The following is a 13,716-nucleotide window of genomic DNA, read 5'->3' as shown; positions in this document are numbered from 1 at the left end:
AACCGTGACCAAAAAGTATACAACAACCAAAATTCTGTATAAAAACACGGTTCTGCTCTCACCCTACCTTTGTCTTAATTATTTTAATTACTAAAAAATGGACACAATGGATACAAACCAATTTGGTGAAAAAAAGTTAGACACCCAATACAATGAAGAATTTAAATGGAAAAACAGATGTTATTACCGGCACTACAAGTGGAACAGGTTTTGAAGCAACTAAAATGTTAGTAGACAGAACTGCCACGCAAAAATAAAAACCTACTATAAAGAATTGAAGCTAGCGGAAACTAAAAAAGCTTAGACCCTTTTATAATAGAATTTCCTAAACGTTTGTAAGTTACCTTAGTACCATTAGCGCAAAAATGATAAACTGCTTTTGCCTTTTGTTCAGAAAAAGAGAGCAACAACACATCCTCAACCGTGCAATTTTGGTCTTTAGCCACTTTCTTTTTTACATATTCAATTGTAGAATGACCACGCTTTAATTTCGACTGAATTTTACTATCCAATTTAGGCTCTGTATAGTCTGCCTGTAGGCTACATACATTTCCATCTGCTGGTTTAAGAGATTCAGTTATGGCTGTTTGCGATTCTGTATCTAAAGCATCCACATATTCCCAAGTAAAATCGCTCTTAAGAAAAACACGACGTCCATCTTCTGTTTTAATAATTTCACCTTTTTGAGCGAAAGTAACAGCGGTTATAAGCAGTAATAAAACAGATAAAGTAAATTTCATAATAAAAAATATTGTAATTATAATAATTCAAAAATACAGATTTAAAAACGATAAGCCAGAAACAATAACATCCATTTAAAAACTAAGCATTTTTTACAATTGGGCGTTACCCGAAAAGGGTCGGGCTTTACGTTAAAAGTTTTGGCTCGATGCGCGCCTCGCCAAAAGCTACCACTGCAATCCCTAACGCAAAAAAGTCCGCCAACAACACCTTTTAACTTGCTATCAACAGACTTTCTTTACAAAATTTATCCTCTAAAAAAGAGCGCTATTTAATCAATTTTGCTTTTTTCTTAGCCAATTCGTTACGATCAATTTTATGGTCTGGGCGTGTCCATTTTGGTTTCTCACCTAAAGATTTAAATTCAGAATCATTAGCCTCAACCGTTTGTGGTTGCGCTTTTTTAGTGAAAGATTTTTGCGGATTCAATCCTAATAATTCAAACATTTTTAGGTCTTCATTAACATCAGGGTTTGGCGTGGTTAATAATTTATCGCCAGCAAAAATAGAGTTTGCGCCAGCAAAAAAGCACATAGTTTGTCCTTCTCTACTCATTTGCGTTCTACCTGCACTTAAACGCACTTGGGTTTCTGGCATAACAATTCTGGTGGTTGCTACCATTCTAACCATATCCCAAATAGAAACTGGTTTCTCATCTTCAAGCGGTGTGCCTTCTACAGCAACAAGCGCATTAATTGGTGTAGATTCTGGTTGCGGATTTAAGGTAGAAAGCGCAACAAGCATACCGGCTCTATCTTCAATATTTTCGCCCATACCAATAATACCGCCACTACAAACCGTTACATTTGTTTTTCGCACATTATCAATAGTATCTAAACGATCTTGGTAACCACGGGTAGATATTACTTCTTTATAATATTCCTCAGAAGAATCTAAATTGTGATTATAAGCATACAAACCTGCTTCTGCCAAACGCTGCGCTTGGTTTTCGGTAATCATGCCTAAAGTACAGCAAACCTCCATGTCGAGTTTATTAATTATACGCACCATTTCTAAAACGGCATCAAATTCTTCACCATCTTTGACGTTTCGCCATGCTGCTCCCATGCAAACACGAGAACTTCCGCTTGCTTTAGCACGTAACGCTTGTGCCTTTACTTGGGACACAGACATTAAATCGTTCCCTTCAACATTGGTATGATATCGTGCTGCTTGCGGACAATAGCCACAATCTTCACTGCAACCTCCTGTTTTTATAGAAAGTAATGTACTTACCTGAACCGTATTGGGGTCATGATTTAAACGATGAACCGTTGCCGCTTCGTAAAGCAATTCCATTAATGGTTTATTATAAACGTTTAGAATTTCTTCTTTGGTCCAATTGTGTTTTAACTCATTCATAGTCTCCAAATAGCATGCTCAATAAGTAAAATTTTTAATTATTTTAGATTATAACGTAAACCAAATAATAGATTACTTGGTGGCATTGGTACAAAACCAGCTTCAATATAATCGGCATCAAATATATTACTCGCTGTAATGGTAAACTCTAACTGTTTGGCACTAATAACTAGCGATGCATCCCAAACATTATAAGAATCTCCAGTAGTACGTTTGGCGTGTTTATAAATAATATTCTGACTTACATTTTTAAACAACTGTGTGCTTAAACGTGTTGTAAAATGGTGCTTTAATGTATTTAGCGAGTATCGCGATAATTCTTTGTTTTGATTTAAAATATCATCTTCTAAAAAATTATAACCAATAGCAAGTGTTTGGTTAAAGGTGTTTAACCTAAAATTATAAGCCGCATCAACCTCCAAACCTTTGGTATTAACTTCTGTAATATTTGTTGCTACGTAACTCGTTTCGGTAGTATTTAAACGAACAAAATCGATTAAGTTTTGTGCATCTCTATTATAAACCGCTACAGAACCAGAAAATCTTGGTGAAAAATATTTAATTCCAATTTCTTGAGCAAAAGCTTCTTCTACTTCCAAATCTGGATTCCCTGTAGTACTTGGGTCATTATAATACAAATCGGTATAAGTCGGTATTCTATAAGTATAACCAATATTTCCATAGGCTTTAAAAGCATCACTTATCTTATAGCCAACATCTACACCAGGAAAGGCATAAAAATCAAAATCAGAAAAATATGTAACCGCAACTCCAGGAGTAATATCTAATTTACTATCTAAGGCTTTAAACTTGTGTTCTAAAAATAGTGTGGTCATAAATCTATCACGATCTCCTAAATTATTACTCGTAATAAAGTCTTCAGAGATATCGATTCCAAAACCTGTAATACCAGCTTTCGATCTGTAAGAGCCGTTAACTTCTGCCCCTATTTTATTAGAGATATGTAAATTTCTATAAACTGTTGGATCGTTGCGTAGATACACATATTCATCTTGGTTTCTTTTCCAATAAACACGTGGTTTTATAGTTAGATTTTCAGTTTTAAACTGGGTAGAAAAAGCAATTAAACTATTTTGGGTTTCCTCATACTGTTCCGTAGCGCTTTCTCGAGCATAAAAACCGTTTGCACCAAACTTACGTTCTTGGAACGTTGCTACCATTTCAATAGCTTTTTTGTTTTTATTAAAAATACTTTTTATAAAATAATTACTATTATCATAATCCGTATTATGTCGATAACCAGCCGAAGACATTTTATCCACATGCACAATATGCGATGAATTCTCTAAATCTGCACCAATAGTAATTCCAGCATTTAACTGCCCGAAAGACCCTGTTTCTGCCTTAACAGAAACTGTATTGTTTAATTCTTTTTTAGTAACAATATTTATAGCGCCATTAAAAGCGTTTTGGCCAAACACGCGTGCCGCAGGACCTTTAATAATTTCAATACGCTCAATAACTTCAATTGGCAATGCGGCATTCATGGTGTGATGTCCTGTTTGTACATCATTCATTTTAACACCATCTATAAGCAAAAGAGTTTGATCGAAACTTCCCCCTCTAATATATAAATCGGCCTGACTTCCAGCCGTACCTCGACGTCTTATATCAACACCTGCCACTTGTTGTAATAAATCTGCAATATTGTTTGCTGCACTATTTTTAATATCTACAGATGAAATAATATTAATAGTTCTTGAGTTTTCTTTAAACGGAAGGTCTATTCGTGTTGATGCTACAACAATAGTATCTAAGTTTTGTTTTTGTTGCTCTATTTGCGCATACCCTAAAAAGGTGCATAAAATAAAAGTCGTTAAAGCGAATGTAGTCTTCATAAAATGATTTGTTTATAACGTTGCAAAAGTCGTAACTTTCCGGACGAGTAACCTAGTCCAGTTTTAAAACAATGAATAGTCCGGTTAGTAATCTTCTAAAGCAATTAATACATTTCGATAAAAACATATCGCAGCCCGTATATATACAAATTGCTCAACAAATAATAAATGCCATTCAGCGCGGCTACTTATCCGTAGGAGGAACCTTACCCGGAACACGAGTTTTAAGTCAAGTTTTAAAAATTCACAGGAATACCGTTGTAGCTGTTTACGATGAGTTAGCATCTCAAGGGTGGGTAGAAATAATACCTAACAAGGGTACGTTTATTTTAGTCCCAGAGCAAACCACAGCAAGCATAAAAGCAACCGCCCACGCCATAGATCAGGTTTACGAATATTCTAAAACCACAGGATTTCCATTTCAACCCTCCTTTAATTTAGCATCTACAATGCAAACCAACAATGCTAAATACAGTTTAAACGATGGTAATCCTGATTTAAGGTTACATCCCGTACACGAATTTTCTAGATGGTATAGTGCAGCCATGAAACGAAAATCATTAATTTCAAAATGGAACACAGCCAACTCTCCATCTTACTCAAAATTCGAAACAGAACTCTGTAATTACTTAAACGTTACAAGAGGGTTTCATATAAAACCAAACAACCTAATAAGTACTCGAAGTACAGAAATGAGTCTTTATATTGTTTCGCAACTTTTAGTAAAACCAAACGATGTGGTTGTGGTTGGACATTTAAGCAACTATGCCGCAAACATGATTTTTCAGCAAGCTGGAGCCGCAATAAAGACAATTCCTGTAGATAAAAACGGCTTAGATGTAGATTACATAAGAACGCATTTTATAAAAGGAAGCATCCGCTGTGTTTATGTTTGTGCACATAGACACTACCCAACTACGGCAACACTTAGTGCTGAACGACGCTTAAAATTATTAGAACTAGCAAAAACATACCAATTTGCTATTATAGAAGATGATTACGACTACGATTTTCAATATAATGGATCGGCTATGCTACCCATGGCTAGTGCCGATGCTAATGGTGTAGTTGTTTATTTAGGAAAATTAGGGCAGTCTTTGTTTCCTAGTTTTCAAACAGGATTTGTTGTTGCTCCCGAAAGTTTAATTTCTGAAGCAAAAAACTATTTACAGCTATTAGATAAACAAGGCGACCTAATACAAGAACAAATACTTGCCGAATTAATACACGAAGGAGAAATATATCGCCTTATTAAAAAAAACATTTTAGTTTATAAGCAAAGACGAGATTGCTTATGCCAGCACTTAACAACATATTTTAAAGATAGAATTACTTGGGAGAAACCATCGGGTGGTTTAGCTATATGGCTCGAGTTTAAACATAAAATTTCGCTAATAAAACTTACTGAAGAAGCAAAACTTCATGATTTATTTATTCCAAAAACAATACTTTACCAAGATAGAGACACTTGCGCTATTCGATTTGGTTTTGGACAGCTAAACGAAGATGAAATAGAGTCTGTAATTAAAAGTTTAAAAAAGGCTTATGATATTGTTTCTTTGGGTTCCGTTAAAGGATAAATAGAGGATACTTCTTTTAAATTAAACTCTGTTTTACAATCTTCACATCTGTATTTATGCTTTGTGTAAATTGGCAAAGTAGAAATCAAAAAAGACATTAGAAAAGCGAAAAAAGATTTAAGATCCTTAATTGTAGAAAACAACTCAATTTTTTCACTCTTACAATTCGGGCAACTAAGCACATTGCCATGATCATCGAGGGAATATTTATTTATTGATTCTAAAATATGCTGCGCCTTCAAAGCCTGAGAAGCCAGTACTTTTAATTTCACACCTCCAATAGCATTACTTATAAGCGGATCTGTATCTATAGTAACATTATCCGACAAAAACACCTGAATTCCGTCCGCTTCCAAGCGCCCTTTTATTATTTGTGCTTCTGTAGAATACTGAAATCGTGCAATGGTTTTAAAGGTATCGCTCATGTCTATTTTAAATTATTTATTAATTTAATACCCTTCTCCAAAACCTCATCTTTATCCGTTAAACTTTGATTAACGAAATACGTTGGCACATATAATTCTCTAGCTGTACCATTAATATGAAAAAGTTTTTCTGTAGAAATTCTATAACCATACGTTTGGTTTTTGAAAGAAAAACTACTGACACCACCTGCTAACTTTTCCATTTCAGAACCTATAATTTCAGCACGCTCCATGCCTTCAAAACCAATAGCTAGACCTTCGCCCATACTTCCAGTCCATCGGCCTACTAAAACAAAAACAGGCTTCGTATAAGTTTCTCCTCTTGGCTCAACATACTCTACCCAACTTCTAGTAATTACTGGGTTTACAGCAGGATTAGATTTCGATTTCTCTAAAAACAAATGCTTTTGGTAAGGTCTTGATTCTGTTATAAATCGTCCCATTATTCCACGTGCAACATACGAGTTTCCTCCGTCTACAGTATTTCTTAAATCTATAATTAAACCTTTAGCATCGATAAGATTATTAAGTGCTCTATCAAATTCTTTAACTAAATTATCTTTTCCAAGTGAATTATTAATTCTAATAACACCAACACCATTTATAGTTTTTGAAGTTAGAAAATAAGGCTCTGCTCGAAGCTTAATTTTATCCAAGTCTAGCGTAAACTCTTTTTTGTTTTTTAGTTTTAAGGTTAAAATTCGAGGACGATTATATTGCCCTGCTAAAACCTTATTTGCAATCCATTCGCGAGTAACCGCATTATTTTTATCATTGCAATACGATGGAAATTGCTCAATAGCTTCACTAAAACCCACACCATTTATCGCAATAATTTCGGCATCAATAATTTGGGGAACAACTCCTAATATTTGCGTTTTCCACACACTAGAAACCAAAAATTTATCGTTTTTAATTGATGTATAAATTGGACTACTTAATCGATATGATGATGATCGATTTGTATTTAAAATAAGGTGACTATCATAAAACTCATCTAACAGGTACTCAAACAAAAGCACGGTTTCTTCTTCTGTTTTAATATGCTTAATTTGGCTATTGTAATAATCTCGAATACAATTTAAATCGATCCCTTTTTCATTTAAATAAACATAATTCGTTTCCAAATCACCAATTATTTTATTTAGATCTTCTTTAATTTTAGAATGATTTATATACTGTTCTTGCGCATTCACGCAAGAATAATTAAATACAAATAGAAAAACTAAAAGAAGTTGTTTCATCTCAATTCATCTTAAAAGGTTAGCAATACAAAGCAAATAAAAACTCTGCACTAAAAATAATTGAAATTATCAAAATTAGGCAGAGCTTATAAAATTATAATTTTTTTAATATTTATTCTTTAACCGTTGTTTCTTCTTCAAGACCGGTATCAATATCCTTACCTTTTAAATATTCTGGTAATTGCATTCCTGCCATATCGAACATTTCTTGTAACGGCGGTACAGATTTATACATACCTGAAAGAAAGTTAGCGGTTGATGATTTTCCGTCTTTTCCGCCACCATTTTCCCAAACAGTTACTTTATCAATTTTAATGTTCTTAATAGCTTCAGACTGCATTCTTACCAATTCTGGTAATTTATCGGCAACTAAAAGCAATACAGCATCTTTAGAATTGTTTCCTGCAGCTTTCACAATTTGATCTAAACCAGCAGCTTGCTTCGTTAAAACTTCATATAAACCTTGTGCTTCGGCTTGCGCTTTAAACAGTATGGCATCTGCCTCTCCTTTTGCACGACGTCTAATTTGTTCTGCTTCCGCTTCAGCGTCAATCTCGACTTTCTTTTTATCAATTTCAGCAGGTACAATAATATCTGCCATTTGTGAAGAACGCTCACGATCTGCTCTAGCATTTTCTGCCAATTGCTCTGCCGCATAAGATTCTTCTAAAGCTTTTGCACTTTGTACTTTTTCTGACGCATTGGCCACACGTTCTGCTTCTGCTTCACGTTGACGACGTAAAGAATCGGAATTTGCTACAGCAATTTTAGCTGTATTTTCACCTTCTACAGCTTGTGCGTTTGCTGCTGCAACCTGAGTTCTTTCATCCTGAACAGCGTTAGCCTCACCAATAGATCCATCTCTATTTTTTTCTGCAACAGATTTACGTGCCGCATTAATAGCGTGTGCTGCTGCTTCTTTACCAAGCGCCTCAATATATCCAGACTCGTCTACAATATCTGTAATATTTACGTTAATTAGTTTTAAACCTACTTTCTTTAGCTCCGTTTCTACAGATTGAGAAATATTGGTTAAAAATTTATCACGGTCATTATTAATTTCTTCAATATCCATAGAAGCAACCACTAAACGCAACTGACCAAAAATAATTTCTTTTGCCAATTCCTGAATATCTGGTAATGCCAAACCTAATAAACGCTCTGCTGCATTTTGCATAACGCCAGGTTCTGTAGATACACCAATAGTAAATCTAGAAGGTACATTAACACGAATATTTTGTTTAGATAAAGCATTTACTAAGTTTACCTCGATAGACATTGGTGTTAAATCTAAAAACTCGTAATCTTGAATTACTGGTAAAATAAAGGCTGCTCCACCATGGATACATTTAGCCGATTGACCACCACCAACTTTACCGTAAACTACTAAAATTCTATCGGATGGACAACGCTTGTAACGCCTAACTAATACGATAAAAAATAAAAAGACGAATAAAATAGCTGCAATTACAGCGATTGGTAAACCCAATTGAAGGTTCTCCTGTACAAAAAGTGTGAGCATGTGTTATTTATTTAGTTGTTCTACAATTAATATTCCGTTTTGGGTTACATCTTTTACAGATATTACGGCGCCAGATTTTAAGTCAATTTCAGAATCGGTTAAAGCCTCAAGTTCGCGCAGCGCTCCTTGTATTCTAACATGTGCTTTCCCTATAGAAGAGCGTTTAGCTCCAATAGTTAAATAAACTTCTCCTACTTGACCAACGGCATTTTTAAAATTTAAAGTTCCGCTATGGTTAAGTTTTTGCATATAATAAAACATGGCAGCCATAACAACCATCATGATTAAACCACACACAATAGAGATTATTATGGTTAATGGTTTAGAGAGCCCTGCATCCATACAAGCAATACCACTCCAACCAAAAAGCGTAAAAAAGCCAACGAGGTTTTTAAAAGTTATAAACTGAAAACCAATACCCGTGTCTGCTTCAATTTCGGCATCGGTATCTAAATCTCCAGAATCGCCCCCCATAAAAGTGGTTACAATGGTAATCACAAAAATAAAAGAGCCTATTAATGCGATGCCCCAATATATTTGTGAAAAAAGCTCCAAGCTATAAAACCACTCCATAATTTTAGATTTAAAAAATTAATAAATAAATGTAAGACCTTTTTACCATTCGAACTATTTATTTTCTAAGTAAAACAGAAACCGTGTTTATGCGAAACTCTTTATCGTTAAAATGGTAAAATAATCAAGAAAAAAATTAATGCGCACAAAATGTAAACTCGACTTACATTTTATTAGTAGTTAAATTAACTAATTTGTTACAAAATATTCTATTGATGGTTTTTAGATTACTGAATTGAAATAAGTACATAAGAAACTGACACACCTTAAATATGCTTAAACCCTATATTGAATCTCTCTTTCCTGCAAGCAAGCTCGCGTTAGGGATTGATGCGGCATCCTTTTTTGTGCTAGCCTAATAACTCGAAAAACGTACAAAGCTTTATGTACTTAACTACAGTTTTTTAATCTCCTGCATTAAACCTGCACAAATAAAGATACAGCGGAAAGCCCGACCCGATAGGGTAACGCACAAAAAAGGGTTAACACCACTACAGATTAGAGGAAAACCACCCTTTTTTATCACACAAACACCAATAACTCATTATAAATTAATAACTTAGACAACAAATACATCTTTTTAATCCCTCTGTTATGAAAAAAAATTACGTTTTACTTCTAGTTGTTTTAATCTCTCAACTTTCATTCTCTCAAGCCGCAAACGATATGTGCTCTACAGCCGAAAATATTGTTATCTCTACGGAATCCTCAGAAATCACTTTCGACATAAGCACAGCAACTATTAATAATGAGTTTGGCTGTGAGGAATTGGTTCTAGAAAACTATGCTGATATTTGGTATGAATTTACAATGCCTACCAACGGAAATGTCTTTGTTAATGGATATATTGGATGGAATAACTTCGCTCTATATAGCAGCTGCGGTAGCGACGCCATAAGTTGCGACGGAGCAAATGCTCTTTTTGAAAAACTTACAGCAGGAGAAGTTTATTTACTAAGAGTTTTTAGAACAGAAAATAATGCTACAAAAACAAACTACAACAGCTTTAGCATAAAGGTTTTTGAAACAGCACCAAACGACACTTGTGATACCGCAGAAAACATTGAGCTTACAACATCTCTTACCAATATAGACTTTAACATTGGAGGTGCCGAAATTAATAATGAAATGGGATGCTCGGACACAAGCTTAGAAGAATATGCAGATATTTGGTACGAGTTTACAATGCCTGTTAATGGAAATCTTGCTGTAGACGCCACCATTGGATGGAACCAATTTGCTTTATTTAAAACCTGCAACGGTACTGAAATTGAATGTGGCAGTGCTGACGTAATATTCGATAATTTAGAGGCTAACTCTACATATAAATTACGGATATTTAGAACAAAAAAAAATGCAACCACTGCATCTTATACTAATTTTTCCATTCAAGCCTTAGAACAAACAATAAACGACAGCTGCGATACAGCAACAAACTTAAATATATCAACAACAATACAAAACGTTGAATTTAAAATTGGGGGATCTAATATAACCAACGAAATTGGCTGCTCGGATACAACCGCTAATTATGCCGATATTTGGTACAACTTCACCATGCCCGTAGATGGCAGTATTTATATTGACGGAAGCATCTCTTGGAATCGTTTTGCAATTTATGACGCCTGTGAAAGTACAGAAATTATGTGCGGAAGCAGTAATATTACTGCACAAAACCTAACTGCCGGTACAACATATAAGCTAAGGGTTTTTAGAGCAGAAGATATTATAATGAACCCTAGATATAAATCTTTTTCAATACAAGCCTTTGCTAATCCGGATAATGATACATGCAACAACGCCGAATTAATTAACCTAACAACAGAATCTACAACCATAAATTTCGAAATTGGAGGTGCTCAACTCTCAGAGCAACAAAACTGCCAAACAGGAGTCAGCGATATTTATGGAGATATTTGGTACGAATTTACCATGCCTGTTCATGGAAACATTTTTGTAGACGGAACCATTGCATGGAATAATTTTACGTTGTATGATGCATGCGATGGCGAAGTAATTATTTGCGATGATGATAACATACTTGCAGAGGGATTAACGGCTGGCCATTTATATAAACTACAAGTTCTTAGAAAAAAAACTTTAACTAAAAACTCGAGATACCAAGCTTTTACAATACAAGCCTTTCCTATTACACCAAACGACTCTTGCGACACCGCCGAAAATCTAACCATAAGCACCACTCCGTTAAATGTTGATTTTCAATTAGAAGGCACACAAATAAACAATGAAACTGGGTGTATAGATGAGACCACAAGTAATTATGCCGATGTTTGGTATAGCTTTACAATGCCAAACAATGGTAATATTTACATAGATGCAGATATTTCCTGGAATAAGTTTGCTCTTTATGATACTTGCAACGGCAACCTTCTGTATTGTGGAACAAATGCTGGCAGAATTGAAAACCTTTTGGAAAACACCAACTATTTGTTACGCATATTTAGATCTGAAGCACAATCTACCAACTCATCATATCAAAACTTTAGTATTCAAATAGAAGAGCTATTAAGCATAGAAAATTTAGATACTGACAACCCTATAAACATATACCCAAACCCAGTGAAAAGGATATTAAATATAGCCTCCAAAACTCCAATAGACAGCATAGAAATATTTAGCATATTGGGCCAAATGGTATTACAATCTAAACATCAAAATAATATTGAAGTCAACCATTTAAAAACAGGAATTTACCTTGCCAAAATACAAACCAAAAACAAAGAAATTATAAAACGGTTTATAGTGAACTAAACCAAGACTTAGGGCGTTACCACAAGGGTCGGGCTTTCAGCAGTCGCTTTTTCGTGTTGCATAAGTGCAACAACACAAAAAGAGCTTCAACAAATGCTTCAATCCCTAACGCAAATATGGATAAATTCATTAAATTTGCGAACATTTTGAACAAGTCATGATAGATAAAATAAAAGAACTTATTGCAGAAGCCGAAACTTTTAAAGCGCAATCTAAAGAAGAGGTAGAAGCATTTAGAATTAAATATTTAGGCAAAAAAGGTTTATTAAACGATTATTTTGCTGAGTTTAAAAATGTGGCAAACGACCAAAAGAAGGAGTTTGGCCAAACCATAAATAAACTAAAAAAAACCGCTGAAGATAAAGTAAACGCTTTAAAAGCCGAACTTGAAAACACAGAAGAAGTACAAGGTGTTTATGGCGATTTATCTAGACCAGGGCAACCGGTACAGATTGGAGCACGCCATCCTATTTCTATAGTTAAAAATCAAATTATAGATATTTTTTCTCGCATTGGTTTTAATGTAAGTGAAGGGCCAGAAATAGAAGACGATTGGCATAATTTTACGGCCTTAAACTTGCCAGAATACCATCCGGCTCGCGACATGCAAGACACGTTTTTTATTCAAACCGATCCAGATATTTTATTGCGCACACATACCAGTTCTGTACAAGTACGCTATATGGAAAACAATACGCCACCAATTAGAACTATTTCTCCTGGTCGTGTGTATAGGAACGAAGCTATTTCTGCGCGTTCTCACTGTTTTTTCCATCAATTAGAAGGCCTGTATATTGATAAAGATGTAAGCTTTGCCGATCTAAAACAAACCTTGCAACACTTTACCAGTGAAATGTTTGGAAAAAGCGAAATACGCTTACGTCCATCGTACTTTCCATTTACAGAACCAAGTGCAGAAATTGATGTGTATTGGGGCTTAGAAACAGAAACAGACTATAAAATCACCAAAGGCACAGGCTGGTTAGAAATTGGTGGTTGTGGCATGGTAGATCCAAACGTTTTAGAAAACTGCAAAATAGATTCTACAGAGTATTCTGGTTTTGCTTTTGGAGTTGGTATAGACAGAATTGCTATGTTATTACACCAAATTGGTGATATTCGTTTATTAAGTGAAAATGATGTGCGTTTCTTAGAGCAATTTAAGAGCGCCCTTTAATAAAGATATTTTAAAACATAAAAAAGCCTCTAAATTTAGAGGCTTTTTTATTCAGTTTTATTACTTAAAATTAACCGTATACTCATCTACTATTTCTAGTTCGGTACGAAAAGAAAGTACTTTATCTGCAAATTTCTTGAGTCCTTCTAATCTAAACTTATCGGCATCGTCACGGTAATAAGCATCTAAAGCTTCACGAGAATAAGATCGGTATTGCACCGAATAAGTTACACCTTCAATATCCGCTTCTACCAAAACTTTACTAAGCGTAGCCTTTTCAAACTTTCCTGTTCCTAAAACTTGTGGAATGTGCTCTTTTATCCAGATTAACCACTCTGCTTCAATAGACTCGTCGATGTTTGAAGTTACATTATATATTATCATAGTTTCTATTTAAAAAGCCAAAATTAAAGCTCCTAGCTCCAATACCCAAATTACTATAGATATATTGTTAATAACGG

Annotated in this window: 11 protein-coding genes; 3 read left to right on the top strand and 8 right to left on the bottom strand. The window is 34.6% G+C overall.

Translation table 11 applies throughout. From position 1 onward, the window contains the following. Positions 1-290 precede the first annotated feature (290 nt). The 3 genes from ACJJV4_RS11975 to ACJJV4_RS11965 all read right to left on the bottom strand — a co-directional run bounded on the left by ACJJV4_RS11975 (position 291) and on the right by ACJJV4_RS11965 (position 3,962). Positions 291-740: a DUF3157 family protein gene (locus ACJJV4_RS11975; RefSeq protein ID WP_405294717.1), complete on the bottom strand. Its 450-nt coding sequence runs from the start codon at positions 738-740 to the stop codon at positions 291-293. 268 nt (positions 741-1,008) lie between these two features. Then, positions 1,009-2,103, bottom strand: a complete 1,095-nt coding sequence (bioB, locus tag ACJJV4_RS11970) for a biotin synthase BioB (protein ID WP_405294715.1) — start codon at positions 2,101-2,103, stop codon at positions 1,009-1,011. 38 nt (positions 2,104-2,141) lie between these two features. Next, positions 2,142-3,962: a TonB-dependent receptor plug domain-containing protein gene (locus ACJJV4_RS11965; RefSeq protein WP_405294713.1), complete on the bottom strand. Its 1,821-nt coding sequence runs from the start codon at positions 3,960-3,962 to the stop codon at positions 2,142-2,144. Between the two features lie 71 nt (positions 3,963-4,033). Here ACJJV4_RS11965 and ACJJV4_RS11960 point away from each other — a divergent pair, with 71 nt between their 5' ends. After that, positions 4,034-5,542: a PLP-dependent aminotransferase family protein gene (locus tag ACJJV4_RS11960; RefSeq protein WP_405294711.1), complete on the top strand. Its 1,509-nt coding sequence runs from the start codon at positions 4,034-4,036 to the stop codon at positions 5,540-5,542. Here ACJJV4_RS11960 and ACJJV4_RS11955 read toward each other — a convergent pair. The 4 genes from ACJJV4_RS11955 to ACJJV4_RS11940 form a co-directional block, all read right to left on the bottom strand. After that, the gene (locus tag ACJJV4_RS11955) at positions 5,506-5,967 is read right to left on the bottom strand and encodes a putative signal transducing protein (RefSeq protein WP_405294709.1); all 462 of its coding nucleotides are present in this window, start codon (positions 5,965-5,967) and stop codon (positions 5,506-5,508) included. The genes ACJJV4_RS11960 and ACJJV4_RS11955 overlap by 37 nt on opposite strands. A gap of 2 nt (positions 5,968-5,969) precedes the next feature. Next, positions 5,970-7,211 (bottom strand): S41 family peptidase, encoded by a 1,242-nt coding sequence (locus tag ACJJV4_RS11950; protein WP_405294707.1) that lies wholly within the window; start codon positions 7,209-7,211, stop codon positions 5,970-5,972. A 112-nt stretch (positions 7,212-7,323) separates the two neighbouring features. Next, positions 7,324-8,733 (bottom strand): flotillin family protein, encoded by a 1,410-nt coding sequence (locus ACJJV4_RS11945; RefSeq protein ID WP_405294705.1) that lies wholly within the window; start codon positions 8,731-8,733, stop codon positions 7,324-7,326. A gap of 3 nt (positions 8,734-8,736) precedes the next feature. Then, positions 8,737-9,306 (bottom strand): hypothetical protein, encoded by a 570-nt coding sequence (locus ACJJV4_RS11940; RefSeq protein ID WP_405294703.1) that lies wholly within the window; start codon positions 9,304-9,306, stop codon positions 8,737-8,739. Between the two features lie 594 nt (positions 9,307-9,900). Between ACJJV4_RS11940 and ACJJV4_RS11935 the strand changes: the two genes are divergently transcribed. Then, the gene (locus ACJJV4_RS11935) at positions 9,901-12,078 is read left to right on the top strand and encodes a T9SS type A sorting domain-containing protein (RefSeq protein ID WP_405294701.1); all 2,178 of its coding nucleotides are present in this window, start codon (positions 9,901-9,903) and stop codon (positions 12,076-12,078) included. Positions 12,079-12,235: 157 nt separating this feature from the next. Beyond that, positions 12,236-13,255 carry a phenylalanine--tRNA ligase subunit alpha gene (gene pheS / locus ACJJV4_RS11930; protein ID WP_405294699.1) on the top strand — a complete coding sequence of 340 codons (1,020 nt, stop codon included), beginning with the start codon at positions 12,236-12,238 and terminating at the stop codon, positions 13,253-13,255. 60 nt (positions 13,256-13,315) lie between these two features. Here pheS and ACJJV4_RS11925 read toward each other — a convergent pair whose 3' ends face one another. After that, positions 13,316-13,639: a DUF4286 family protein gene (locus tag ACJJV4_RS11925; RefSeq protein ID WP_405294697.1), complete on the bottom strand. Its 324-nt coding sequence runs from the start codon at positions 13,637-13,639 to the stop codon at positions 13,316-13,318. Positions 13,640-13,716 lie beyond the last annotated feature (77 nt).

This window comes from Algibacter sp. Ld11 (assembly GCF_045066735.1).
Lineage (GTDB): Bacteria > Bacteroidota > Bacteroidia > Flavobacteriales > Flavobacteriaceae > Algibacter.
The sequence above is the reverse complement of the archived record's forward strand: the minus strand, read 5'-3'. Positions and strand labels throughout refer to the sequence as shown.

Bases quoted from the DNA above. Each gene is read 5' to 3' on its own strand.
- ACJJV4_RS11955 (WP_405294709.1), bottom strand. From the start codon at position 5,967: ATGAGCGATACCTTTAAAACCATTGCACGATTTCAGTATTCTACAGAA.
- bioB (WP_405294715.1), bottom strand. From the start codon at position 2,103: ATGAATGAGTTAAAACACAATTGGACCAAAGAAGAAATTCTAAACGTT.
- ACJJV4_RS11935 (WP_405294701.1), top strand. From the start codon at position 9,901: ATGAAAAAAAATTACGTTTTACTTCTAGTTGTTTTAATCTCTCAACTT.
- pheS (WP_405294699.1), top strand. From the start codon at position 12,236: ATGATAGATAAAATAAAAGAACTTATTGCAGAAGCCGAAACTTTTAAA.
- ACJJV4_RS11950 (WP_405294707.1), bottom strand. From the start codon at position 7,211: ATGAAACAACTTCTTTTAGTTTTTCTATTTGTATTTAATTATTCTTGC.
- ACJJV4_RS11945 (WP_405294705.1), bottom strand. From the start codon at position 8,733: ATGCTCACACTTTTTGTACAGGAGAACCTTCAATTGGGTTTACCAATC.
- ACJJV4_RS11965 (WP_405294713.1), bottom strand. From the start codon at position 3,962: ATGAAGACTACATTCGCTTTAACGACTTTTATTTTATGCACCTTTTTA.
- ACJJV4_RS11940 (WP_405294703.1), bottom strand. From the start codon at position 9,306: ATGGAGTGGTTTTATAGCTTGGAGCTTTTTTCACAAATATATTGGGGC.
- ACJJV4_RS11925 (WP_405294697.1), bottom strand. From the start codon at position 13,639: ATGATAATATATAATGTAACTTCAAACATCGACGAGTCTATTGAAGCA.
- ACJJV4_RS11975 (WP_405294717.1), bottom strand. From the start codon at position 740: ATGAAATTTACTTTATCTGTTTTATTACTGCTTATAACCGCTGTTACT.
- ACJJV4_RS11960 (WP_405294711.1), top strand. From the start codon at position 4,034: ATGAATAGTCCGGTTAGTAATCTTCTAAAGCAATTAATACATTTCGAT.